Raw genomic sequence first — 25,069 nt, forward strand, 5'->3', positions numbered from 1 at the left:
CTGTGATTTATGAGCGACAATGACAACGTACGGATCGACAAATGGCTGTGGGCGGCGCGCTTCTTCAAAACGCGCTCGCTGGCCGCGGAGGCGGTCGACCGCGGGCGCATCAAGATCAATGCCGAGAACGTCAAACCGGCGCGTTCGGTAAAGCTGGGCGACAAGATCCTCATCGATAACGGTTCTACCCGCTGGGAAGTCATCGTGCTGGGCCTGTCCGGCACCCGCGGTCCGGCCCCGGTGGCGCAGGCGCTGTATCGCGAAACGGACGTCAGCATCCAGAAACGCGCGAACGACCAGGAAGCACGCCGCCTGTCCCCGGAACCCAGCAGCACGATCAAGGGCCGACCCACCAAGCGTGACCGCCGCGCGATCGAAAGGGCTAGTGACTCGTAGGGTGGGCACCCCGTGCCCACGTAAGGCAGCAGTTGGCTGTTCTAGCGTTACGCGTGGGCACAGGGTGCCCACCCTACTAGAACACCAACTCTAAACTTCCCGTTTGACATTTCAAGGCTGGTAGATAATAGTACGAGCGTTCGGATTTTTTCTCGCTTCAAACGGGGGTCTCGTATTAACACTTCAGCCAAATCCATGGTCATGCGCAAAGGCGAGATGACGCGTGCAGCGATTCTCGACGTTGCGCTCGAACTCGCCAGCCGCGACGGCCTCGAGGGACTCACGATCGGCCTGCTGGCTGACCGCATGAACATGAGCAAATCGGGCGTGTTCGCCCACTTCGGTTCGCGCGAAGACCTGCAGATCGAGGTGCTGAAACTGTACCACCGCCGCTTCGAGCAGGAGGTGTTCGTCCCCAGCGTCAAGGAAGCGCGCGGCCTGCCGCGTCTGGAAGCCATGTTCAGGCACTGGCTCAAGCGCGTCTCGGTCGAAATCGCTTCCGGCTGCATCTATATCAGCGGCGCCGTCGAATACGACGACCGCCCGGGCCCGATCCGTGACGAGCTGGTCGGCATGGTGAGGATCTGGCAGGGCGCCCTGGTGCGCTGCGCCCAGCAGGCCGTCGATTGCGGCGACCTGAAGGCCGATACCGACCCGCAGCAGCTGGTGTACGAGATGTACGGCCTGGTGCTGGCGGTGCACCACGATGCGCGCTTCCTGCGCATCCCCGGCGCCCCCGAACGCGCGCACCGCGGCTTCGGGCGCCTGATCGAGAATTACCGCAATCCGCAAAGCAATCAAAGTCATCAAGCGGTCACGAGCCGCGCCGAATAATCACCAATATCATTACCTTCGTCAGGAGATCAACATGGGTCAGTACGTCGCGCCAATCCGGGATATGCAGTTCGTTCTGCACGAATTCCTGAACGTCACCGAGGAGTTCAAGAACCTGCCGGCTTACCAGGAAATCGACGCCGACATCATCAACCAGGTGCTCGAAGAAGGCGCGAAGTTCACGCAGGAAGTGCTGTTCCCGCTGAACCACTCCGGCGACCGCGAAGGCTGCCACTACGACGCCGCCACCAAGACCGTCACCACGCCGAAGGGTTTCAAGGAAGCGTATAAACAGTATGTGGAAGGCGGCTGGGCCGCACTGGCCTGCGATCCGGAATACGGCGGCCAGGGCCTGCCGGTCTCGCTGAACAACTCCTTCTACGAGATGCTGAACTCGGCCAACCAGGCCTGGACCATGTACCCGGGCCTGTCGCACGGCGCCTACGAGTGCCTGAAGGAGCACGGCACCGAAGACCAGAAGAAGTTCTACCTGCCGAAGCTGGTGTCGGGCGAATGGACCGGCACCATGTGCCTGACCGAAGCCCACTGCGGCACCGACCTGGGCCTGCTGCGCTCGAAGGCCGAGCCGCAAGCCGACGGCACCTACAAGATCACCGGCTCGAAGATCTTCATCTCGGCCGGCGAACACGACGTCTCGGAAAATATCGTCCACCTGGTGCTGGCGCGCCTGCCGGACGCACCGGAAGGCTCGAAGGGCATCTCGCTGTTCCTGGTGCCGAAGTTCCTGCCGAACGCCGACGGTTCGATCGGCGAACGCAACCCGATCTTCTGCGGCGCCATCGAAGAAAAGATGGGCATCCACGGTAACTCGACCTGCCAGATGAACCTGGACGGCGCCGTCGGCACCCTGATCGGCCAGCCGCACAAGGGCCTGAACGCGATGTTCGTGTTCATGAACGCCGCCCGCCTGGGCGTCGGCATGCAGTCGCTGGGCCTGACCGAAGTCGCCTACCAGAACGCCCTGGTGTATGCGAAAGACCGCATCCAGATGCGCAGCCTGTCGGGCCCGAAGGCACCGGACAAGCCTGCCGACCCGATCATCGTGCACCCGGACGTGCGCCGCATGCTGCTGACGGCCAAGGCCTACGCCGAAGGCGCGCGCGCCCTGACCTCGTACGTCGCGCTGCAGATCGACCGCGAACTGAATCACCCGGACGAAGAAGTGCGCAAGGAAGCCGCCGGCGAAGTCGCGCTGCTGACCCCGATCGTCAAGGCCTTCATCACCGACAACGGCTGGATCGCCACCTCGGAAGCGATGCAGGTGTACGGCGGCCACGGCTACATCAGCGAGTGGGGCATGGAGCAGTACGTGCGTGACGCCCGCATCAACATGATCTACGAAGGCACCAACACGATCCAGTCGCTGGATCTGCTGGGCCGTAAGATCCTGATGGACAACGGCGCCAAGCTGCGCGCCTTCGGCGAGAAGATCAAGGCCTTCGTTGAAGACAACGGCCTGGACGAGAACCTGTCCGAGTTCGTGACCCCGCTGGGCGAACTGGGCGAGAAGGTCACCAAGCTGACCATGGAAATCGGCATGAAGGCCTTCACCAACCAGGACGAAGTCGGCGCCGCTGCCGTGCCTTACCTGCGCGTGGTCGGCCACCTGGTGTTCAGCTACTTCTTCGCTCAGATGGCGAAGATCGCGCTGGAGAAGAAGGATTCGGGCGACAAGTTCTACGAAGCCAAGCTGGCAACCGCACGCTTCTACTTCGCCCGCCTGTACCCGGAAACCGCGATGCTGATCCGTCAGGCGCGTTCGGGTTCGGCGAACCTGCTGGCGCTGGACGCAGATCTGTTTTAAGCAAGACCATCACGTACTAACGCGTACACCCGCTACATAGACCCGTCATCCCCGCGCAGGCGGGGATCCAAGTTTCTCGGCATATCGCAAAACTTGGATTCCCGCCTCCGCGGGAATGACGACTAATCAAAGGATAACGAGAATGTCCAATTTCATCGTCAAGAAAGTCGCCGTGCTGGGCGCCGGCGTGATGGGCGCGCAGATCGCCGCGCACTGCGTCAACGCCAAGGTGCCGGTCGTGCTGTTCGACCTGCCTGCGAAAGAGGGTAACAAGAACGGCATCGTCCTGAAGGCCATCGAAGGCCTGAAGAAGCTGTCGCCGGCCCCGCTGGGCAACAAGGAAGACGCAGCCCTGATCGAAGTAGCCAACTACGAGGACAACCTCGACATGCTGGCCGGCTGCGACCTGATCATCGAAGCCATCGCCGAGCGCATGGACTGGAAGCATGACCTGTACAAGAAGGTCGCTCCGCACATCGGCGCCAACGCCATCTTCGCATCGAACACTTCGGGCCTGTCGATCAACAAGCTGGCCGAAGGCTTTGATGACAACCTGAAGGCGCGCTTCTGCGGCGTCCACTTCTTCAACCCGCCGCGCTACATGCACCTGGTCGAGCTGATCCCGACCACCAGCACCCGTCCGGAAATCCTCGACCAGCTCGAGACCTTCCTGACCTCGACCCTGGGCAAGGGCGTGGTGCGTGCAAAAGACACCCCGAACTTCATCGCCAACCGCGTCGGCATCTTCGGCATGCTGGCCACCATCCACGAAGCCGAGAAATTCGGCCTGTCGGTGGACGTGGTCGACGACCTGACCGGCGCCAAGCTGGGCCGCGCCAAGTCGGGCACCTTCCGCACCGCGGACGTGGTCGGCCTGGACACCATGGGCCACGTGATCAAGACCATGCAGGACACCCTGCAGGACGATCCCTTCTTCAGCCTGTACAAGACGCCGGACGTCCTGGCCAAGCTGATCGAGAAGGGCGCGCTGGGCCAGAAGAGCGGCGGCGGCTTCTACAAGAAGGTCGGTAAGGAGATCCAGCGCCTGGACTTCGCCACCGGCGAATACGTGGCTAGCGGCGCGAAAGCCGCCGATATCGTCGGCCGCATTCTGAAAGAGAAAGACCCGGTCAAGAAGTTCAAGGCCATGCGTGAATCGACCAACCCGCAGGCGCAGTTCCTGTGGGCGATCTACCGCGACGCCTTCCACTACATCGCCGTCCACCTGGACAGCATCGCCGACAACGCCCGCGACGTCGACTTCGCAATGCGCTGGGGCTTCGGCTGGAGCGTCGGCCCGTTCGAGACCTGGCAGGCCGCAGGCTGGACCCAGATCGCCCAGTGGGTGAAGGAAGACATCGAAGCCGGCAAGGCGCTGACCGACACCCCGCTGCCAGCATGGGTGTTCAATGCACCGGTGGCCGAGAAGGGCGTGCACACCGCCGAGGGTTCGTACTCGGCGTCGAAGAACGCCTACGTGCCGCTGTCCGACCTGCCGGTCTACAAGCGCCAGCAGTTCCGCGCGCCGGTCGTCGGCAGCACCACCGTCGATCCGAAGACCGCGGGCACCACCGTGTTCGAGGACGACTCGGTCCGCCTGTGGCACTCGGACGATGAAGTGCTGGTGATCTCGCTGAAGACCAAGATGCACGTGATCGGCGACGGCGTCATCAAGGGCATCAAGCGCGGCCTGGAAGAAGCGGAAAAGGGCTTCAAGGGCCTGGTCATCTGGAACACCGACGCAGCCGAAGGCGGCGCCTTCTCGGCCGGCGCCGACCTGCAATCGGCCCTGCCGGCCTTCATGGCCGGCGGCGCCAAGGCGATGGACCCGATCGTCAAGGAACTGCAGGACACCTTCATGCAGATGAAGTACTCGAACATCCCGGTGGTGGCGGCCGTGGCCGGCCTGGCCCTGGGCGGCGGCTGCGAGATGGCGCTGCACGCGTCGAAGCGCGTGGCCTCGATCGAGTCCTACATCGGCCTGGTCGAAGTCGGCGTCGGTCTGGTGCCGGCCGGCGGCGGCCTGAAGGAAGCGGCAGTGCGCGCTGCCAACGAAGCCAAGGGCAACGACATCCTGCAATTCCTGAAGACCGGTTTCACCAACGCGGCCACCGCACAGGTGTCGAAGTCGGCTCTGGAAGCGAAGGCCATGGGCTACCTGAAGGAAGACGACGTCATCGTCTTCAACCCGTACGAACTGCTGCACGTGGCGAAGGTCACCGCACGCGCCATGTTCGACGCCGGCTACCGCGCTCCGGCGCGCCGCCCGGTGCCGGTCACCGGCCGCTACGGCTGGGGCACCATCCGCGGCCAGCTGGTCAACATGCGCGACGGCGGCTTCATCTCGGCCTATGACTACCACCTGGGCGACACCATCGCCGAGATCGTGAGCGGCGGCGACATCGACCAGGGCAGCTACGTCTCCGAGCAGTGGCTGCTGGACATGGAGCGCAAAGCCTTCATCTCGCTGCTGAACAATCCGAAGACCCAGGAACGCATCATGGGCATGATGCAGACCGGTAAGCCGGTGCGTAACTAAGTCGCCGACAAAAAGGACTACTGACATGAGCAAACAACTTCAAGACGCATACATCGTCGCAGCGACCCGCACCCCGATCGGCAAGGCGCCGCGCGGCTTCTTCAACAAGACCCGTCCGGACGATCTGCTGGTGCACGCCATCCGCGGCGCCATGGCCGCCGTGCCGAACCTGGACCCGGCGCTGATCGTCGACGCCATCGTCGGCTGCTCGTTCCCGGAAGCGGAGCAGGGCTTCAACGTGGCCCGTAACGCGGTCGTGCTGGCCGGCCTGCCAAACACCGTCGGCGGCGTGACCGTCAACCGCTACTGCGCCTCGGGCATCACCGCCCTGGCCATGGCCGCGGACCGCATCCGCGTCGGTGAAGCCGACGTGATGATCGCCGGCGGCGTCGAGTCGATGTCGATGGTGCCGATGATGGGCCACCACCCGTCGATCAACATGGAGACCTTCAAGGACGAGAACGTCGGCCTGGCCTACGGCATGGGCCTGACCGCTGAGAAGGTGGCCAACCAGTGGAAGGTGAGCCGCGAAGACCAGGACGCCTTCGGCCTGGAATCGCACCGCCGCGCCATCGCCGCCCAGCAGGCCGGCCTGTTCAAGGACGAGATCACCCCGGTCGAAATCGTGACCCGCACGCCGAACCTGGCAACCGGCGAGATCAGCGTCAAGCGCCGCACCGTCGACCTGGACGAAGGCCCGCGTGCCGACGCCAGCATGGAAGGCATGGCCAAGCTGAAGCCGGTGTTCGCCGCCAAGGGTTCGGTCACCGCCGCGACCTCCTCGCAGATGTCGGACGGCGCCGGTGCGCTGATCGTCGTCAGCGAAAAGATCCTGCGCGAGCACAACCTCACCCCGCTGGCCAAGTTCTCCTCCTTCGCCGTGCGCGGCGTGCCGCCGGAGATCATGGGCATCGGCCCGAAGGTCGCCATCCCCGCAGCGCTGGCAGCAGCAGGCATCACCCAGGACCAGCTGGACTGGATCGAGCTGAACGAAGCCTTCGCCGCACAGGCGCTGGCCGTGATCCGCGACCTGGGCCTGGATACCAGCAAGGTCAACCCGATGGGCGGCGCGATCGCCCTGGGCCACCCGCTGGGCGCGACCGGCGCGATCCGCGCCGCGACCGTGGTGCACGCCCTGCGCCGCAACAACCTGAAGTACGGCATGGTCACCATGTGCGTCGGCGCCGGCATGGGCGCGGCAGGTATCATCGAGCGCGTGTAATCCACACGTAGCAGGTTAAAAGAAGGCGCTGCGGGCACACCCTCAGCGCCTTTTTTCTACAATAAACGGAGACCCTGAATGGACATCCAGACCACCACCGCCAACGGCGTATTGAGCATCGAATTCAACCGCCCGGAGCGCAAGAACGCCATCACCGGCGCCATGTACACCGTCATGGCCGAAGCCCTGCGCGGCGCCGAGAACGACGCGCAAGTACGCGCCATCCTCATCACCGGCAAGCCGGAGATCTTCACCGCCGGTAACGACCTCGACGACTTCCTCAACAACGTCGGCGAAGGCGCCATGACGGAAGACCGCCCGGTATTCCAGTTCATGCAGGCGCTGGAAGGTTGCACCAAGCCGGTGGTCGCCGCCGTGGCCGGCGCCGCGGTCGGCATTGGCACCACCATGCTGATGCACTGCGACCTGGTCTACGCCGCCGACACCGCCAAGTTCTCGATGCCTTTCAGCCAGCTGGGCCTGTGCCCGGAATTCGCTTCCTCGCTGCTGGTGGCGCAAGCCGCCGGCTACACCCGCGCCGCCGAAAAGCTGATGCTGGGCGAAGCCTTCCCGGCCCAGGAAGCCCTCGAGATGGGCATCGTGGCCAAGGTGCTGCCGGCCGCCGAGCTGCTGGCCTTCGCACAGGGCCAGGCCGCCAAGCTGGTCAAGCTGCCGGCCGCCTCGATCCGCACCACCAAGATGCTGATGAAGCGTTCGCGCGCGGCGCTGGTCAAGGAGACCATCGCGGTGGAGAACGAGCGCTTTAGCGCGATGCTGGTGGGTGGCGAGGCCAAGGAGGCCTTTACTGCCTTCTTCGAGAAGCGCAAGCCGGACTTCAGCAAGTTCGACTGAGCCGCCTCCTGCGTCAGCGTCCGCAGCGCAGGCGCAGTCGTTCGCCTTCGCGTGCGAATGCCCGTGCCGGTGCGCTGTCGCCGCAACGGTAGACCAGGCGCAGGCGCTTCTGCTCGCCCGGCGCCGGGTCGCCGCACAGCTGGTTGTTCGCCACCACGGAGCCGCGGTTGCGCTCCAGCTGGTCGCGCACGCCGCGGCGCGCATTGCAGGTGGAATCCCGCGTGCCGTACTCGGCTTCTTCGATGTGCAGGCGGCCCCAGGCGACCGGGCCGTCCGGCCGGCCCTGATCGCCGCCGGCGGCGCGCTGAGCCGCTGCGTAACCGTCCTCGTAACCCCGGCGATACTCTTCGCTCTGGGCAAGCGCGCCAGTAGACGCCGCGGTCAATGCCAGCATCGCGGCAATGCGCATGATGGTCCGGTGTGCGATTTTCATGTTTCCTCCCGTTGAGTCGATGAGGAATGCTAGCGCGCCGTCCTCAGCAGTTCCGTGCGCACGCGTACATACACCAGTTCATCCTGCCGGCGCCGCCACCGGCCCCGCCGCCGTATCGCGCACGCTGAAACCCGCCGCTTCGATCTGAGCCCGTAAGGCGTCGGCGTCGGCCCAGCGTTTGTCGAGGCGGGCCTGCTGGCGGGCCTCGACCAGCGCACGCACCGCGTCTGGCAAGGCGCGCTCCGCGGGCCGCCACGCATCCAGCCCAAGCCCGAGCACTTCGTCCAGCCAGCCCAGCGTCGCCTTCTGCACGGCGCCGGGCAGCCCGGACTTCAGCAGCTCCCACGCCAGCGCCAGCGCCCGCGGCGTATTCAGGTCCTCGTTCAGCTCCGCCAGCATCTTTTCCCGATAAGCCGGATCGGGCGCGCCGCCGGCCGGCAGCCGGTGATAGGCAAGCCGCAAACGCCCCAGGGCCGTCTGCGCTGCCTCCAGGGCCGCCCACGAGAACACCAGTTTCGACCGATAGTGTGCTGTCAGCACCAGATAGCGGTAAGCCAGCGGATCGAAGCCACGTTCGAGCAGCGTCTCCAGGCGGATAAAACTCCCATCCGACTTCGACATCTTCTCGCTGTCCGCCAGCCGCAGGAAGGACCCGTGCAGCCAGTAGCGCGCCGGCGGATGTCCATGGCAAGCCTCGTGCTGGGCGATCTCGTTCGAGTGGTGCACCGGCACGTGGTCCTCGCCGCCGATGTGGATGTCGAACAGCGCGCCCAGGTAGCGGGTCGACATGGCCGAGCATTCGATGTGCCAGCCGGGGAAGCCGCGGCCCCAGGGGCTGTCCCATTCCATCTGCCGTCGTTCGTCGCCACTGAACTTCCACAGCGCGAAGTCGGTCGGCGAGCGCTTGTCGCCCAGCTCGACGCGGTGGCCGGCGCGCAGGCCCGCGATGTCGAGCCGCGCCAGGTGGCCGTAGCGTTCCAGGCGCGCGGTGTCGAAGTAGATGCCGTCAGCCAGGCGATACGCAAATCCCTGGCGTTCGATGTCGGCGATGAAGGCGATCTGCTCGGGGATGTGGTCGGTGGCGCGCGCCCAGATGGTGGGCGGCAGGATGCGCAGGCGCTCGAGGTCGCGCTGGAATGCCTCGGTATAGAAGGCGGCGATGTCCCAGGCCGTGCGGCCGGTGCGCCGGCTGCCCTTTTCCATCTTGTCTTCACCGGAATCGGCGTCCGAAGTCAGGTGGCCGACGTCGGTGATGTTGACGACGTGCTTGACCTCGACCCCGTTCAGCTGCAGCACGCGGCGCAGGGTGTCGCCGAACAGATAGGTGCGCAGGTTGCCGATGTGGGCGTAGTCGTAGACGGTCGGGCCGCAGGCGTACAGGCCGGCGCGGCCGGGATGCAGGGCGTCGAAGGGGCGCAGGCGGCGCTCGTAGGTGTCGTACAAGGTCAGGCTCATCGGGGCTCCGGAAATGACAAAGGCCGCAGGAGAAGAGTTCTCGTGCGGCCTTTGGAAACTATGGATGTGAAAACGCGATCGGCTAGCTTCTAAGGCCAGCCGTGACATGCTCCAGTTTGGAAGAGGCGTTTCAACATGGGATGAGTGTAGCATGTCGCCATGAACCTGCACCGTCTCGACCTCGTCTCTCTGTCCCTGTTCAGCCACATCGTCCGCTCGGGCAGCATCAGCAAGGGCGCGGAGGCGGCCCACCTGGCGGTCGGCGCCGCCAGCAAGCGCATCTCGGACCTCGAAGCGGCGGTCGGCACCGCGCTGCTGGAACGCCATGCGCGCGGCGTGCGCACCACCGCCGCCGGCGACGCGCTGGCGCGCCATGCGCAGCGCATCCTGGGCGACGTCAACCTGCTGGCGGCCGAGCTGCACGATCACGCCAGCGGCATCGTCGGCGTGGCGCGGCTGTGGGCGAACACTTCCGCCATCACCCAGTTCCTGCCGGCGGATATTGCCGCCTTTTCGCCCGCCAATCCGGCGATCCGGATCGAACTCGAAGAACTGAACAGCAGCGAAATCGTGCTCGGCGTGCTGGAGGGGAGGGCCGACATCGGCATCTTTGCCGACCGCACGCCGGCCCTCGGGCTGCAGCTGATGCCGTATCGGGAGGACCGGCTGGTGCTGGTGGTGCCGGCCAGGCACCCGCTGGCGCGGCGCCGCGCGCTGGCCTTCGACGAGGCCGTCGACTACGATTTCGTCAGCCTGTCGCAGGGCACCTCGCTGGCGCGCCGCCTGGAGGCCGAGACCGAGGCCATGGGACGGCGCCTGAAGCTTCGCATTCAGGTGCGCAGCTTCGACGCCATGTGCCAGATGGTGGCCGCCGGCCTGGGCGTGGCCGTGCTGCCGGCCGACGCCGTGCGCGCGCTGGTGCGCTCGCTCGACCTGCGCCAGATTCCGCTGCAGGATGCCTGGGCGCGGCGCCAGCTGCTGATCGGCGTGCGCGACCTCGAGAGCTTGCCGCGCCACGCGCGCCAGCTGGTCGAGCACCTGGCGCAGCCCCAGCAAGCCTGAGCAGCGCGATGCGAGCTTTCGCGATCCACGAAAGCTGGCTTCATGCCTTTGCGCTTCTATCCATGCATGGCCGGTGCCAGAATTCCAGCATGACGTCGTAGAACGTCGCAACCGGCATTCACACGGAGACATTCATGGACAAGACCCTATCGGGGCGCGGCACGGCAAGCGCCGCCACCACCGCCAGCCCGGAACTGGCGCGGATCGTGAACAAGGTCGCATGGCGCATCATGCCCCTGATCATGATCTGCTACCTGTTCGCCTTCTTCGACCGCATCAACATCAGCTTCGCCAAGTTCGCGCTGCAGAGCAGCCTGTCGCTGTCCGACACCGCCTACGGCCTCGGCGCCGGCCTGTTCTCGGTCGGCTACGTGCTGTTCGAAGTGCCGAGTAACATGATGCTGTACAAGGTCGGCGCACGGCGCTGGATCGCCCGCATCATGGTTTCCTGGGGCATCGCCACCGCCCTGATGGCGCTGGTGCAGACCGAGTGGCAGTTCTATGCGCTGCGCTTCCTCATCGGCGCCATGGAGGCCGGCTTCGCGCCCGGCGTGCTGTATTTCCTGACCCTGTGGTTCCCGACCGCCTTCCGCGGCCGCATCACCTCGATGCTGTTCCTGGCCTCGGCCTTCTCCGGCCTGGTCGGGGCGCCGGCCGCCGGCCTGGTGCTGGGGCACATGGACGGCGCGCTCGGCATGGCCGGCTGGCACTGGCTGTTCCTGGTCGGCGGCCTGCCCTGCATCCTGCTCGGCGCCGTGGTCTACCTGACGCTGAAGGACCGGGTCGAGGACGCGACCTGGCTGGCGCCCCAGGAGCGCAGCCTGCTGGCGGCGCGCATCGCCGAGCAGAACCGCCATATCGGCAACCATTCGCTGCTGGGTGCGCTCAAGACGCCCGGTTTCCTGACCCTGGGCCTGGTCTACTTCCTGATCCAGGTGAGTTCCTACGGCCTGAATTTCTGGGCGCCGCACATGATCCGCAGCGCAGGCACCACCAACCCGACCATGATCGGCCTGCTCACCGCCGTGCCCTACCTGTGCGGCGCGATCGCGATGGTGGCGGTGGGCCGCCTGTCGGACGCCAGCGGCGAGCGCCGCAAGTTCGTGATCGGCCTGGTCGTGCTGGGCGCCATCGGCTTCTGCTGCGCCGGCCTGTTCGACCACCGGCCGGGCATGCTGCTGGCGGCGCTGGCCGTGATGGGCGCCGGCGTGGTCGCCTCGATCCCGGCCTTCTGGGCGCTGCCGCCCAAGCTGGTGACCGGCGCCGGCGCGGCGGGCGGCATCGCGCTGATCAATACGCTGGGCCAGCTCGGCGGCATCGTCAGCCCGGTGATGGTGGGACGCATCAAGGACCTCACCGGCAGCACCACGCCGGCGCTGTATGCGATCGCGCTTCTCAGCCTGGTGTGCGCGGCGGTGCTGGCCTTCGGCCTGCCGCAGCAGCTGCGCCAGCGCGAACATTCCGACAATTGAAGAGGGTAGACCATGACAACGCATCAGGCATTACAAGGCGTGCGCGTGATCGAGATGGGGCAACTGATCGCCGGTCCCTTCGCCGGCAAGACCCTGGGCGAATTCGGCGCCGACGTCATCAAAATCGAGGCGCCGGGCGCGGGCGACCCGCTGCGCAACTGGCGCATGATGAAGGACGGCACCTCGGTCTGGTGGCAGGTCCAGTCGCGCAACAAACGCTCGGTGGCGCTCGACCTGCGCAGCAGCGAAGGCCAGGAGATCGCGCGCAAGCTGATCGCGGAAGCCGACGTGCTGGTCGAGAACTTCCGGCCCGGCACCCTGGAAAGCTGGGGCATGGGTTATGAGCTGCTGTCCGAACTGAACCCGGGCCTGGTCATGCTGCGCATTTCCGGCTACGGCCAGACCGGCCCTTACCGCGACCTGCCGGGCTTCGGCGCGATCGGCGAGGCGATGGGCGGCCTGCGCCACCTGACCGGCGAACCGGGACGGGTGCCGGTGCGCTGCGGGATCTCGATCGGCGACACCCTGGCGGCCTTGCACGGGACCATCGGCGTGCTGACCGCGCTGTATCACCGCAAGGTCAATGGCGGCAAAGGCCAGGTGATCGACGTCGCCCTGCACGAAGCGGTGTTCAACGTGATGGAAAGCCTGATCCCCGAGTACAGCGCGTTCGGCGCCGTGCGCGAGGCGGCGGGCAGTGCGCTGCCGGGCATCGCGCCGTCCAACGCCTACCGCTGCGGCGACGGCTACGTGCTGGTGGCCGGCAATGGCGACAGCATCTTCAAGCGCCTCATGCTGGCGATCGGCCGCGCCGACCTGGCCGAGGCGCCGGACCTGGCGGACAACGCCGGCCGCGTGAAGCGCGTGGCCGAGCTGGATGCCGCGATCGAAGCCTGGACCCTGCAACGCAGCGTGGCCGAGGTGCTGGCGGCGCTGGGCGAGGCCAAGGTCCCGGCGGGCAAGGTCTATACCGCGCAGGACATCTTTGATGACCCGCACTATCGGGCGCGCGACATGATCGTGACCCAGCAGACCCGCGAGGGCTACGAGGTCGAGGTGCCGGGCATCGTGCCCAAGCTGATGGGCACACCCGGCGCGGTGCGCTCGGCCGCCCCGCGCCTGGGCGAGGATACCGATGCTGTGCTACGCGAGATCGGCCTCACCGAAGAGCAGATCGTGGCGCTGCGCGAACGCAAGGTGGTGGCATGAGCGCCTGGAGCGGGCATGGCCGCCGCATCCATATCCAGGAAGTCGGCTTGCGCGACGGCCTGCAGGCGGAAGTCCGCTTCGTGCCGACCGCGGACAAGATCGCCCTGGCCGATGCGCTGTCGAAGGCGGGCCTGGCCAAGCTGGAAGTGAGCTCCTTCGTCTCGCCGAAAGCGGTGCCGGTGCTGGCCGATGCGGTCGAGGTCTTCGGCGGCATAGCGCGCCAGCCGGGCGTGGTCTACAGCGCCCTGGTGCCCAACCTGCGCGGCGCCGAGCGTGCGATTGCCGCCCGCGTCGACGAGATGAACCTGGTGATGTCGGCCAGCGAAAGCCACAACCTGAGCAACCTGCGCATGACGCGCGCGCAGTCTTTTGCAGGCTTGAAGGACGTGGCGGCGCTGGCGCACAGCCATGGCGTCAAAGTGAACGTCTCGCTGTCCTGCAGCTTCGGCTGCCCGATGGAGGGAGATGTGGCGCAGCAGGCGGTGCTGGACTGGTGCGAACGCTTTGTCGACGAATTGCAGGTGCAGGGCATCACCCTGTGCGATACCACCGGCATGGCCTATCCGAGCCAGGTGCGCGAGCTTACCGAAAAAGTGCGTGGGCGCTGGCCGGCATTGGAACTGACCCTGCACTTCCACAACACGCGCGGGATGGGCCTGGCGAATGTGCTGGCCGGGATCGACGCCGGCGCCGAGCGCTTCGACGCCTCGCTGGGCGGCATCGGCGGCTGCCCCTACGCGCCCGGCGCCACCGGCAACGTGTGCACCGAAGAGATCGTGCACGCACTGGAACTGATGGGCTACGACACCGGCGTGGACCTGGGCCAGCTGCTGCTGGCCGCCCACGAGCTGGAAGCCTTGCTCGGCCACGCCCTGCCGAGCCAGATCCTCAAGGCCGGCCGGCGCCTGGATCTGCACCCGGCGCCGGCGGTCTGAGAGGTCAAACAGGCTTACTTCTCGACGCGCTTGCGGCGTGCCGCCGCGGCGCCTGCCAGGCCTAGGGCCAGCAGGGCCAACGAACCCGGTTCCGGCACGTCGGCGGTCTCGAAGTTGTAGGTGGTCGACACGCCTTTCAGGTCGATGGTGATGTTGTCGGCAAACGCAAGGTAGTCCTTGCTGGCGCCGCTGCCGACACCGACGCTGAATCCGGAGATATAGGCAGCGTCGCTGTAGTAATTGCTGGCTTCCCAGGCCGACAGGGACATGTTCACCTGGCTGCCGTTGTTGAGCGTGACACCCTGGCCAGACACATTGCGCCAGAACAGGTCATTGACACCGGTGCTATTCCAGGCGCCAAGCGTGGTATGGCCGTAGGTGCCGTTGTACGCGCCTTCCCACACCAGTTCGCTACGCACGCCCTTGTCGAACACCGTCACGCGCAGGGCCGGAGTGTAGTCGGGGTTGTAGGCGGTGCCGGATTGGGCGATTGCCCAGTCGAAGGTCAGCCGGCTCAGCTGGTCCAGCAGGCCGAGGTTGCTGGCGGCCGAGTAGGGATTGCCGAGGCCGAACATGCGGGTACGGTCGCCCGTCATTTCCAGCGAGCCGTTGCCCGAGCGTGCCTTGGTGTCGGTAATAGTGCTGCTGCCGCCGTTGGCATTTTCGCTGGCCGGGTTCACCCACGAGGTCGAGCCGGGCGTGACCGTCACGACGGTGGCGTGTGCCGAGGCGATTGCCGACATTGCCAGCAGCGCAGCGGCTGCTTGTTTGAGTTCGATATGCATGATGATCCTTTAATAATTCAATACTAACGATAATTGAATTATAGCAACAATCGTGCCATGCTCATATTTTCCTTAAAAATCAATTGATTAGCTAGGAGATCAAGCTTGTTGTCACGCGCCATGTAAGATTTTTCGACAAAAATGCAGACCGGCTGCAAGCGCCGGTCTGCATCGCGCAGAATTACAGCGCCACGTCCACCCGCGCATACCACGAGCGGCCGTTGATGCCGAACGGGCAGGTCTCCCAGCAGTAGGTGAAGCCCAGCTGCGGGAAGGGGGCGGCCTTGACCGGATCCCACTTGGTCGGGAAGGTGTTGAACAGGTTGTTCGCACCGACCGTCACGCTGGCCGCCTTGCTGAAGTTGTAGCGCAGCGTGGCGTCGACGATCCACTTGGCGTCCCAGGTCTGCACGAAGGGTGCAGTGAAGCCCTGGCCCTGCACTTCGCCGTAGTAGTTGGCGCGCACGTTGCCGTTCCAGGCGCCGGTGGTGTAGTCGGCCGACAGCACGTGGTGCTGGCGCGGCTGGCCGCGTTCGATCAGGGTCACCTGCGAATCGTCGAACAGCTGGGTGCCGCTCAGCACCGGCGAATCGGAGTGGCGGCCCGCCACCTTGGTGCGGTTGAAGTCCAGCTGGCCGGACAGCACCAGCGTGGAACCCGGCCAGCGCGTGGTGTGCTCGGCCACGATGTCCAGGCCGCGCGTTTCGGTGTCGATGGCGTTGGTAAAGAACTGCGCCTGGCCCACCTTCAGCGGATCGAGGATGGCCTTGATCGGGCAGGCGGCGGCGGTGGCGCAGGCGCCCGATTCCGGCGCGATGTTCGACGAGAACACGATACGGTCGTCGATGTTGATGCCCCACAGGTCGGCGGTCAGCGAGAAGTTCGAGGCCGGGCGCAACACCAGGCCGATGCTGGCGTTCTTCGACTTCTCTTCCTTCAGGTTCGGAATGCCGAAGGCCTTGGTGACGGCGCTGCCTTCGCGCGCGGTCAGGGTCTCGGTCAGCACGCCGGCCGCGTTCAGGTTGGTCGAGACCGAGCTGTAGAACTTCTGCTGCACACTGGGCGCGCGGAAGCCGGTCGACAGGGTGCCGCGCACGCCCACGGTTTTCGACGGATCGTAGCGCAGGCTGAGTTTACCGGTGGTGGTGCTGCCGAAGTCCGAGTATTTTTCCCAGCGCACGGCTGCGCCCAGCAGCAGCTCGCTGGTCAGCTTGTGTTCGAGGTCGGCGTACAGCGCGATGTTGTGGCGGCTGTCGTCGACCGCGGTGGATGGCGTATAGCCCGGGAAGCCCTGGGTGCCGGAAGCGGCGACGCCGCCGGTCTGGTCGCGGATCACGATGGCCGGGTTGTTGGTACGGCCGTACTGGTAGGAGACTGGGTCGCCGGCGTCGATGGCGTAACCGTCGCGGCGGTACTCGAAGCCGGTGGCGAAGGAGACCTCGCGGCCGCCAAGGTTCAGCGGGCCGCGCAGGTCGGCGTTGACGGTGGTCTGCTTGAAATGCAGCTTGCCGGTATCGGCCTCGAACGGCGACTGCGCGTAGATGCCGCCGCCCGGTTTCGGCTCGTACCAGTAGCTGATGTTGATGGTTTCCTTTTCGTGGAAATCGAGCTCGCTGCGGCCATGGTTCAGCGAGACGTCGAACTTCCACTGGTCCGCCAGGTCACGGCGGTAGCCCACCGCCAGCGACTCGTCCTTCACGGTGGTGCGGATGTTCGGCAGGAAGCCGTTCGGGTACACCGAAGGCACGTTGCGGCCGTCGCCGGTGGAGCGGAAGAAGCCGGCCGAATCGCCGGTGCGGTGCGAGATGCCGCCGAAGCTGTAGAACTCGGCGCCTTCGGCCACCGGCAGCGCCGCGTTCCACCAGAAGTACTTGTCCTTGGCCAGGCTGTCGCCGATGCGCTGGGTGACGCGCGGCGGATTGACGCGCAGGGTGTCGACGCCGGCGCGGTTGGTCTCGCCGCGGTGGCGGCCTTCGACGGTCAGGTTGACGTAGCCGCCGTCGCCGATCGCCCAGCCCTTGTTGGCGCTGCCGGAATACAGCTGGCCGCCGCCTTCGCTGGTGCCGCCGACGGTGCCCGACAGCTGGGTTTCATTGGTCTGCTGCTTCAGCACGATGTTGATTACGCCGGCGATGGCATCGGAACCATACTGCGCCGCGGCGCCGTCGCGCAGCACCTCGATGCGCTGGATGGCCGACATCGGGATCGCGTTGATGTCGGTGCCGGCCGAACCGCGGCCGATGGTCTGCTGCACGTTGACCAGCGCCTGCTGGTGACGGCGCTTGCCGTTGACCAGCACCAGCAGCTGGTCCGGGCCCAGCGAACGCAGGGTCGCCGGGCGGATGATGTCGGTGCCGTCGCTGATGAAGGTCGAGGAGAAGTTGAAGGATGGGTCGAGCGTCTGCATCAGCTTGCCGAGTTCCAGCGGTCCCGCCATCTGCATGTCCTTGGCGCTGATCAGGCCGACCGGCGCCGAGGCATCGAGCGCCGTACGGGCCGCGCCGCGCGAGCCGAGCACCACCACCGAGCTCATACCTTTGTCGCTGGCCTGCGGCGCAGCCTGTTCGGTGGCTTCCTGGGCGGGCTGCTGGGTGGTCTGTTCGGTGGCGGTGTCCTGGGCCCAGGCCGGCGCAAAGGCCAGCAGCAGGGAAGAAGCGAGGAGGGTGCGGGTAAAGCAGGGCAATGCAGTCTGTTTTCTCATCCTGTGTCTCTCGTTGATATTGTTCGGGTGCCGGCGGCGCCGGTGTGGCGCGCCCGGTCCAGTCTAGCGAGGTCGGCAGGATATGGACAATTGTTAACGGCGTATATGTTGTAGTTATGTGCCAATAAGCCAATATTACTTGTATAGCCATGCAGAACTCGGCTATTCTTAGAGAGAACTGCGCCATTCCCGGCTTGCGCCCGGAATGGCGAGCTCATCCGCAATTGTGACATTTGGCGAGATTTTCACATCTCGCCGGGCCGCTCACCTGCACCTTCCCACATCCGTCCTGCCGCGCGTCACCACCGCCTCGCTGCCATACACCGGAATGTCGATGTAGGGCCGCTCGGTCGCCGCCACCGCGAGCACGTAGGCCTGGCGCACCTGACGATGGCGCAGCACGATCTTCGCCACGTAGGCCGGGGCCAGCACGCGCTGGGGCTTGCGCTTGCCCAGGTCCAGGTAGCCGAACTGCATCGTCGCCGATTCGACCGTATCCGAGGGAATCTCGCGCTGGCCGAGCAGGGCCGACAGCTGCAGCAGGAGCTGGCGGGCGCCGGCGCGCGGATCGATCAGCGCGGCCCGTTCCAGCACTTCGCCGTTGCCGGGACGGGTCAGGATGGCCAGGGTGTCGAGCTGGCCGTCGCCGGCCACCTGCACCGCGGCGGAGGCGGCGCCCAGCACCGGGATGCCGCCGATGAACTGCCGGTAGGCGCCGATCGCGCGGAACAGCGTCGCTTCCGACTGCCGGCCGGCGCGGTCGGCGCCGCGGCCCAGGGTGCGGAACAGGTGCTCGAAGCGCAGCTCGCCCTTGGCGCCGGCCCACTCGGCCAGCTGCAGCTTGAGGGCGCGTTCCTGCACCAGGCGCAGCAGCGCTTCCTGTCCGGTGCCGCGGGCGAAGGGCTTCGATGCCGGCGCCAAGCCGGAGACATAGCGCAGCGCGCCGGACGCGTGGTACAGCACCGCGCGGGCGCCGCCGGCCAGGTGGATGACGGTATGCTCGCCGCTCTGCTTCCAGCTGCCGGCATCGATCTGCGGGCAGCCGTCCTGCTCGCGCAGCATGCTGACGAAGCGGCGGCTGCGCGCCTGCAGCTGTTCGCGCGAGAGCTGCTGCAGCAGCAGCACGTCGGCCTGCGTTGGGGGTTGTTGCGAGTCCGCTTCGAGCAGCGATGCCGCCAGGGTGTGCACGTCCATGATTAGCCCTCCGTCCAGTACCACAGCAGGCAGGCCTGCCGGGCAGGCGCCAGGTCCGGGTCCACGTTGCCGTGGCCCCACAGGTGATCGCGGTTGATCGTGCTGCGCTCCCAACGGATGTCGCCGTCGTTCCAGGTGTCGGCATCGCCCACGCAGACCGTGACCGGGTGGTTGTCGACCCACCAGTCCGAGACGCCGTCGTGCCAGGCGCGCGAGACGGTGTCCCCGGAGATCAGGTTGTCGCCGACGTCCTCGCCGCATTCGTCGGTGGTGATGCCGTCCCACATCAGGTCCCAGGCGCCGCAGTAGATGTGCATGCGCGCGAAGATGTTCCACAGGCCGGCGATGGTGGGCAGGGCGGCGGTGTCGCAGGAATAGGCCATCACCCATTCGTTGTTCCAGTCCTCGCCCAGCTGCCAGTTGGACGAGTTGGCGTACCACTCGGTGGCCGGGGTGTCGTACAGCAGCACCGCGTGGCCGGCTTCGTCGTGGTTGCCGTGGGTCTCGATCCAGAACAGGTCGACGTCGTCGGCCCAGTTGCGGTCGCCGCCGCCACGGTCGCTGTCGCGCAGGTCGGTCTCGAACACGTTGGTGTTCGCCCAGTAGAACGCGCGGGTGTGGCCGGCCGAACGCAGCCTGGCATCGAGGCCATTACTTCGGTTGAAGGTGTAGGTCAGGTCGCCCGCCGTGTCCACGTTCGCCGCGCGCGCGTGGTTGAAAAGCGGATTGCCTCGACACCGAAACGTGCCATGGTGGAATCTCCTTTGAATGCATGCTGGATGCGCATCCGTACGGTAGACCTATGCGCGCTGGATGGGTCTGCTCTGCATCAGCGCTGCGCCACGAAGCGTTATATAATCAGGTATATTGCGGTATTGACCACGAACTGGATCTTTTCCATGCAGAACTCTTTGCCGAAAAAACTGGCTGCAGCCGCGGCCATGATCCTGGCGGCCACCCTGGCCCAGGCCGGCGACCTGCACGTCTCCGCGGCGGCCAGCCTGACGAATGCCTTCCAGGACATCGCCCAGGGCTACGAAGCCCAGCATGCCGGCACCAAGGTGCTGCTGAACTTCGGCGCCTCCGGCGCGCTGCTGCAGCAGATGGCCAAGGGCGCGCCGGTCGACGTGTTCGCCTCCGCCGACATGGAAACCATGGACCTGGCCGAGAAGCAGAACCTGGTCGCCGCCGGCGAGCGCCGCAACTTCGTGCGCAACAGCCTGGTCGTGATCGTGCCGCTCGAGAGCAAACAAAGCCTGACCCGCCTGCAGGACCTCGGCCAGCCGGCGGTACGGAAGATCGCCATCGGCAACCCGGCCAGCGTCCCCGTCGGACGCTATACCCAGCACGCGCTGGAAGCGGCGAAACTGTGGCCCGGCCTCGCCGCCAAGGCCATCAACACCCAGAACGTGCGCCAGTCGCTCGACTACGTGGCGCGCGGCGAAGTCGATGCCGGCTTCGTCTACGGCACCGACGCCGCCGTCATGAAGGATAAAGTGAAGGTCGCGTTCGAGGTGCCGCTGGACGTTGCCATCGCTTATCCGATCGCGCGCACCGCCGGCAGTAGCAACGCGGCCGAGGCGAAAAGCTTCGTCGACTACGTGCTGTCGCCGGCGGGGCAGGCGGTGCTGGCGAAGTACGGCTTCCTCAGGCCTTGAGCATGAACGCATGGTCGGCGCTGGCGCTGTCGCTGAAGGTCGCGGGCTGCGCCACGCTGATCGACATCGTGCTCGGCGTCGCGGTCGGCTTCCTGCTGGCGCGCAAGCGCTTTCCGGGACGTGAGCTGCTCGACACCTTGCTCACCCTGCCGATGGTGATGCCGCCGACGGTGCTCGGCTACTACCTGCTAGTGCTGATCGGCCGCCACGGCTGGCTCGGCGCCTGGCTGCACGACAGCTTCGGCATCAACCTGATCTTCACCTGGCAGGGCGCCGTGATCGCCGCCGCCATCGTCATCTTCCCGCTGGTGTTCAAGCCGGCGCGCGCCGCCTTCGAGGCCGTCGACGGCCAGCTGGAGCAGGCGGCGCGGGTGCTGGGCGTGTCGGAAGCGGCGCTGTTCTTCCGCGTGACCTTGCCGCTGGCCTGGCGCGGCATCCTGGCCGGGGTGCTGCTCGGCTTCGCCCGCGCGCTGGGCGAATTCGGCGCGACCCTGATGGTGGCCGGCAGCATTCCCGGCCGGACGCAGACCCTGTCGATCGCCGTCTACGAAGCCGTGCAGGCCGGGCAGGACGATAGCGCCAACCTGATGGTGCTGCTGACCTCCTTCGTCTGCATCGCCGTGCTGCTGACCGCGGGGCGCCTGGCGCCGGGCCGCCTGGTTGGCCGGTAGGAGGCGCGATGCTGCTCGATCTCGACATCCGCAAGACGCTGGCAGCCGGCAAGCAGAGCTTCCAGCTGGACGTGCGCCTGAAAACGGACAGCCAGCGCATCGTCATCCTCGGCCCGTCCGGCGCCGGCAAGAGCCTGACCTTGAAAGCCATCGCCGGCCTGCTGCGTCCCGACGCCGGCCACATTCGCATCGACGAGCACGTGCTGTTCGATGCGGTTCAAGGCATCGACCTGGCGCCGCAACGGCGCGAACTGGCTTACGTGTTCCAGGACTATGCGCTGTTCCCGCACCTGAGCGTGCGCCAGAACATCGCCTTTCCGCTGGTGCGCGGCTGGTTGAATCCACGGCGCCACCACGCGCACGCGCAGGTCGACTACTGGCTCGAGGCCTTCCAGCTGGGCCAGGTGGCGGACCAGTATCCGCACGAGCTGTCGGGCGGGCAGAAGCAGCGCACGGCCCTGGCGCGCGCCCTGGTGACGCAGCCGCGCGCGCTGCTGCTGGACGAGCCTTTCGCCGCCCTCGACCCGGTCCTGCGCGCCCGCATGCGCACCGAGCTGAAAGAGCTGCAGCACCGCCTGCAGGTGCCGATGGTTCTCATTACCCACGATCCGGAGGATGCCGCGGTGTTCGGCGACCACGTGCTCGACCTGCGCGACGGCCGGCTCGATCCGGGCGCCGGCTTCCGCATCGCAGGAACGGGGACGGCATGACAGCGGACAATATGGGCATCGGCCTGGATGGCGAAATCTGGATGACGGTCGGCGGCGAGAACCTCGGCGGCCCGGGCAGGATTGCGCTGCTGGCGAAGATCGCCGAATGCGGCTCGATCACCCAGGCGGCCAAGGCCATCCGGATGAGCTACAAGGCGGCCTGGGACGCCATCGATGCGATGAACAACCTGGCGGGCGAGCCGCTGGTGGAGCGCCTGGCCGGCGGCAAGGGCGGCGGCGGCACGCGCCTGACCGCGCGCGGCGCGCAGCTGGTCGCGAACTTCGCGCTGATCGAACGTGAGCACCGTAATTTCGTCAAACGCCTGAGCGAGCACGCGGACGGCATCGCCGACGATTATCTATTGGTCAGGAAGATGAGCATGAGAACCAGCGCACGCAACCAGTTCCTGGGGAAAGTCACGCAGCTCAAGCGCGGCGCCGTCAACGACGAGATCACGCTGGAAGTCGCGGGCGGCCACGCCATCGTCGCCATCGTGACGCACGAGAGCGTCGACAACCTGGGTCTGCAGGTGGGCGCGGAAGCCTTTGCGCTGGTCAAGTCCTCGTCCATCATCCTGGTGAGCGGCGACGACCAGGCCCGCTATTCGGCGCGCAACCGCCTGGCCGGCACCATCGCCCGCGTCGAGCCGGGGGCGGTCAACACCGAAGTCGTGATCGACCTGGCGGGCGGCGGCTCGGTGGCGGCCATCGTCACCCGCGAAAGCAGCGAGAGCATGGGCCTGGCCGTCGGCGGGCAAGCAGCGGCCATTTTTAAAGCGTCCAGCGTCATCGTCGGCGTGCCGGCCTGACATCATCGTGTCACATCGCGCCGCTAGCATGGCGCGGCGACCCGTGTGCCCGCCTCGCGCGGGAAGCGCTACAGTGACGATGTTCAAAGGAGATGCAATGGAATGCGAAATCAAGCTGGCCCTGGACACCGCCAGCGTCAACCAGATCAAGAAGCTGCCGCTCCTGCGCCCGCCCGGCGCCGCCAAGCCGGTGGAGCACGAACACGTCGACCGCTATTTCGACACCGCCGATTTCACGCTGTGGCAGCACGGCTTCGCCCTGCGCGTGCGCAGCGAAGGCACGCGCCACGTGCAGACGCTGAAGGGCGGCGGCACGGTCGTCGCCGGCCTGCACCAGCGCGTCGAGCTGGAAGGGGAGGTCAGCTCGGATGAGCCCGACCGCGAGCTGTTCGCGCGCCAGTTGCGCGAGGCCCTGCCGGCGCTGGCGAAGAAATTCAGCGCGCACGCCGCGGCGCTCGAGCCGGTCTTCGTCAACAAGGTCAAGCGCGCCGCCTGGGTGCTGGACCTGGCGGATGGCGTGAAGGTCGAATGCGCGCTGGACACGGGCGAGCTGCAGCGCGGCGACCGCGCGCTGCCGGTGCGCGAGCTGGAACTCGAGATGAAGGAAGGCGATCCGGCCCGCCTGTACGACCTGGCGCGCCAGGTCCACGAGGCGGTGCCGGTGCGGATCGAGAACGTCAGCAAGGCCGAGCGCGGCTATGCGATGGCCGGTTCCGTCGCCCCGCGCGCCGTCAAGGCGACCGCGGTGGCGCTGAAGCGCAAGGCCAGCATGGGCGAGGCGCTGGCCGGCATCCTGCGCAACTGCCTGGAGCAGATGCAGGCCAACGAACAGGGCGTGCTGGCGGGCGAGGTCGAGAGCCTGCACCAGATGCGGGTCGGCCTGCGCCGCCTGCGTGCCGCGATGGCGATGGTCAGGGACATGGTGCAGCTGCCGGAACCCTTGGCCGGCGACGTCGAATGGCTGGCGGGGGAGCTCGGCGACGCCCGCAACTGGGACGTCTTCATCGACTCGCTGCTGCCCGGCCTGCCGGTGCCGGACCAGCACAAGCCGGCGCTGGCGCGCGTCGAGGTGGCCGCGCGTGAAGAGGCGGAGCGGCACCGCGCCCGCGTGCGCGCAGCGGTCGGCAGCCCGCGCTATACGGGCCTGATGCTGGGCCTGGGCGCCTGGATCGCCGGCGAAGGCTGGCGCGCCGAGGGCCCGCCTGTCGCCGCTCTGGAGCGGAAGGTGAGCAAGACCGCGCCGACCCTGGTGCGGCACGCTGCGGCGCGCGTGCGCAAGCGCGCCCGCGGCGTCGACCTGCAGCATCCCGAAACCCTGCACCGGGTGCGGATCGCCGCCAAGAAGGAGCGCTATGCGCGCGAGTTCTTCGAGGCCCTCACGCATGGGAAAACTGCGGGCAAGAAGGAAGCGCGCCGCCACGACATGCTGACCGGGATGCAGGACGAACTGGGCCTGCTGAACGACGGCGTGGTGGCGCGCGAACTGGTCGGCCAGCTGCGCGAGCGCGTGCCGCAGGAGAGCGCGCTGCTCGGCTTCATCGAAGGGGTGCTGGCCGAACGCGCCGCCGATACGCTGCCGCGCGCCGGCAAGCATGTGCGGCGCAAGCTGCGGGCAAGGGCGGGTTTTTAAGCTTTTACGGCGAGGAATTCGCCTTTGCCGACCGGAACCAGGCTGGTGGTGAATTCTCCGTCTGCGCGCACGGCCTCGGTGAAGGCAGCCATCTCTTCCGCGTGCGAGGTGGCGTTGTCGACCACCAGCAGGCCGCCGCCGCGCAAGATGCGCTTCAGGTCCGGCCACCAGTCCAGGTAGGCGCTGCGCTGGGAATCCAGGAAGACCAGGTCGAATTCCCCATCCCCGAATTTCGCCAGGTGGCCGCCGGCGTCGCCTTCGAGCTGGCTGATGCGGTCTTCCAGTCCGCCGCGTTCGAAATTCTGTCTCGCCATCGCGATCTTCTGCGGCGACATCTCGATTGTCGTGACATCGCCGTCGATGCTGGCCACGGCATCGGCCAGCCACAAGGTCGAATAGCCGTTCGAGGTGCCGATTTCGAGGACATGGCGCGCGCGCATCGCCTTGACCAGCACCGCCAGGAAGTCGCCGGTGTCGGGCGTGATGTTGAGCATGCGGGTGGCGCGGTTGGCGGCGTCGCCGTCGTGGGCGTCGCCGAAGGCCGCCAGCTCGGCGAGCAGGGTGTGCAGCTTGTTGTCCAAGACGTTCTCCTTTGTGGATTCATCTTGCCACATCGGAGCACGCTTTGCTGAATTGGTGCCGGTATATTTCCCGACCGCCGGCGCCGGTAGGGCAGC

General features: G+C 66.5%; 22 protein-coding genes. 15 read left to right on the plus strand and 7 right to left on the minus strand.

From position 1 onward, the window contains the following. Positions 1-9: 9 nt before the first annotated feature. The 6 genes from AC07PE_RS24395 to AC07PE_RS24420 all read left to right on the plus strand — a co-directional run bounded on the left by AC07PE_RS24395 (position 10) and on the right by AC07PE_RS24420 (position 7,668). Positions 10-396 (plus strand): RNA-binding S4 domain-containing protein, encoded by a 387-nt coding sequence (locus AC07PE_RS24395; protein ID WP_498769374.1) that lies wholly within the window; start codon positions 10-12, stop codon positions 394-396. A gap of 201 nt (positions 397-597) precedes the next feature. Then, positions 598-1,230: a TetR/AcrR family transcriptional regulator gene (locus AC07PE_RS24400; RefSeq protein ID WP_498769545.1), complete on the plus strand. Its 633-nt coding sequence runs from the start codon at positions 598-600 to the stop codon at positions 1,228-1,230. Between the two features lie 34 nt (positions 1,231-1,264). Continuing rightward, on the plus strand, positions 1,265-3,055 hold the full coding sequence (locus AC07PE_RS24405) for an acyl-CoA dehydrogenase C-terminal domain-containing protein (RefSeq protein ID WP_498769376.1): 1,791 nt from the start codon (positions 1,265-1,267) through the stop codon (positions 3,053-3,055). A gap of 142 nt (positions 3,056-3,197) precedes the next feature. Next, the gene (locus AC07PE_RS24410; RefSeq protein ID WP_498769380.1) at positions 3,198-5,594 is read left to right on the plus strand and encodes a 3-hydroxyacyl-CoA dehydrogenase/enoyl-CoA hydratase family protein; all 2,397 of its coding nucleotides are present in this window, start codon (positions 3,198-3,200) and stop codon (positions 5,592-5,594) included. Positions 5,595-5,619: 25 nt separating this feature from the next. After that, on the plus strand, positions 5,620-6,816 hold the full coding sequence (locus AC07PE_RS24415) for an acetyl-CoA C-acyltransferase (protein ID WP_498769382.1): 1,197 nt from the start codon (positions 5,620-5,622) through the stop codon (positions 6,814-6,816). Between the two features lie 78 nt (positions 6,817-6,894). Then, positions 6,895-7,668, plus strand: coding sequence for an enoyl-CoA hydratase (locus AC07PE_RS24420; protein WP_498769384.1), 774 nt, complete (start codon positions 6,895-6,897; stop codon positions 7,666-7,668). 13 nt (positions 7,669-7,681) lie between these two features. On the opposite strand, the gene AC07PE_RS24425 is transcribed toward AC07PE_RS24420, so the two are convergent. Then, positions 7,682-8,101, minus strand: a complete 420-nt coding sequence (locus AC07PE_RS24425; protein WP_498769386.1) for a hypothetical protein — start codon at positions 8,099-8,101, stop codon at positions 7,682-7,684. Positions 8,102-8,179: 78 nt separating this feature from the next. Further along, positions 8,180-9,556 (minus strand): cysteine--tRNA ligase, encoded by a 1,377-nt coding sequence (gene cysS / locus AC07PE_RS24430; RefSeq protein ID WP_498769388.1) that lies wholly within the window; start codon positions 9,554-9,556, stop codon positions 8,180-8,182. Positions 9,557-9,715: 159 nt separating this feature from the next. Here cysS and AC07PE_RS24435 point away from each other — a divergent pair, with 159 nt between their 5' ends. The 4 genes from AC07PE_RS24435 (at position 9,716) to AC07PE_RS24450 (ending at position 14,234) form a co-directional block, all read left to right on the plus strand. Further along, positions 9,716-10,618, plus strand: coding sequence for a LysR family transcriptional regulator (locus AC07PE_RS24435; RefSeq protein ID WP_498769390.1), 903 nt, complete (start codon positions 9,716-9,718; stop codon positions 10,616-10,618). 134 nt (positions 10,619-10,752) lie between these two features. Next, on the plus strand, positions 10,753-12,090 hold the full coding sequence (locus tag AC07PE_RS24440; protein WP_498769392.1) for an MFS transporter: 1,338 nt from the start codon (positions 10,753-10,755) through the stop codon (positions 12,088-12,090). Positions 12,091-12,102: 12 nt separating this feature from the next. Next, positions 12,103-13,299, plus strand: a complete 1,197-nt coding sequence (locus AC07PE_RS24445; protein WP_498769395.1) for a CaiB/BaiF CoA transferase family protein — start codon at positions 12,103-12,105, stop codon at positions 13,297-13,299. Beyond that, complete coding sequence (locus AC07PE_RS24450; RefSeq protein ID WP_498769397.1) at positions 13,296-14,234, plus strand: hydroxymethylglutaryl-CoA lyase; 939 nt, start codon at positions 13,296-13,298, stop codon at positions 14,232-14,234. Before AC07PE_RS24445 ends, AC07PE_RS24450 begins: the two co-directional genes overlap by 4 nt. 14 nt (positions 14,235-14,248) lie before the next feature. On the opposite strand, the gene AC07PE_RS24455 is transcribed toward AC07PE_RS24450, so the two are convergent. From AC07PE_RS24455 to AC07PE_RS24470, 4 genes are all read right to left on the minus strand, one after another. Further along, positions 14,249-15,019: a PEP-CTERM sorting domain-containing protein gene (locus AC07PE_RS24455; RefSeq protein WP_498769399.1), complete on the minus strand. Its 771-nt coding sequence runs from the start codon at positions 15,017-15,019 to the stop codon at positions 14,249-14,251. 181 nt (positions 15,020-15,200) lie between these two features. Continuing rightward, positions 15,201-17,720, minus strand: coding sequence for a TonB-dependent receptor plug domain-containing protein (locus AC07PE_RS24460; RefSeq protein ID WP_498769402.1), 2,520 nt, complete (start codon positions 17,718-17,720; stop codon positions 15,201-15,203). Positions 17,721-17,984: 264 nt separating this feature from the next. After that, positions 17,985-18,914 carry a hypothetical protein gene (locus AC07PE_RS24465; protein WP_498769404.1) on the minus strand — a complete coding sequence of 310 codons (930 nt, stop codon included), beginning with the start codon at positions 18,912-18,914 and terminating at the stop codon, positions 17,985-17,987. Between the two features lie 2 nt (positions 18,915-18,916). Continuing rightward, entirely contained in the window at positions 18,917-19,609 is a 693-nt protein-coding gene (locus AC07PE_RS24470; protein ID WP_498769407.1) for a DUF6345 domain-containing protein, read from the minus strand. Between the two features lie 204 nt (positions 19,610-19,813). Here AC07PE_RS24470 and modA point away from each other — a divergent pair, with 204 nt between their 5' ends. The 5 genes from modA (at position 19,814) to AC07PE_RS24495 (ending at position 24,392) form a co-directional block, all read left to right on the plus strand. Further along, a complete protein-coding gene (gene modA, locus AC07PE_RS24475) occupies positions 19,814-20,572 on the plus strand; it encodes a molybdate ABC transporter substrate-binding protein (protein WP_498769411.1) in 759 nt (252 codons plus the stop codon). A gap of 2 nt (positions 20,573-20,574) precedes the next feature. Further along, positions 20,575-21,243 (plus strand): molybdate ABC transporter permease subunit, encoded by a 669-nt coding sequence (modB, locus tag AC07PE_RS24480; protein WP_498769413.1) that lies wholly within the window; start codon positions 20,575-20,577, stop codon positions 21,241-21,243. An 8-nt stretch (positions 21,244-21,251) separates the two neighbouring features. Next, positions 21,252-21,953 carry an ABC transporter ATP-binding protein gene (locus AC07PE_RS24485; protein WP_498769415.1) on the plus strand — a complete coding sequence of 234 codons (702 nt, stop codon included), beginning with the start codon at positions 21,252-21,254 and terminating at the stop codon, positions 21,951-21,953. Next, positions 21,950-22,762, plus strand: coding sequence for a TOBE domain-containing protein (locus AC07PE_RS24490; RefSeq protein WP_498769417.1), 813 nt, complete (start codon positions 21,950-21,952; stop codon positions 22,760-22,762). The genes AC07PE_RS24485 and AC07PE_RS24490 overlap by 4 nt, the downstream gene beginning before the upstream one ends. Positions 22,763-22,859: 97 nt before the next feature. Next, a complete protein-coding gene (locus AC07PE_RS24495; RefSeq protein ID WP_498769419.1) occupies positions 22,860-24,392 on the plus strand; it encodes a CYTH and CHAD domain-containing protein in 1,533 nt (510 codons plus the stop codon). Here the strand turns inward: AC07PE_RS24495 and AC07PE_RS24500 are convergent. Then, the gene (locus tag AC07PE_RS24500) at positions 24,389-24,973 is read right to left on the minus strand and encodes an O-methyltransferase (protein WP_498769421.1); all 585 of its coding nucleotides are present in this window, start codon (positions 24,971-24,973) and stop codon (positions 24,389-24,391) included. The two genes, AC07PE_RS24495 and AC07PE_RS24500, sit on opposite strands and share 4 nt — an antisense overlap. Between the last annotated feature and the right edge of the window lie 96 nt (positions 24,974-25,069).

It is taken from the genome of Telluria sp. GW821-FHT07G12 (genome assembly GCF_059418525.1).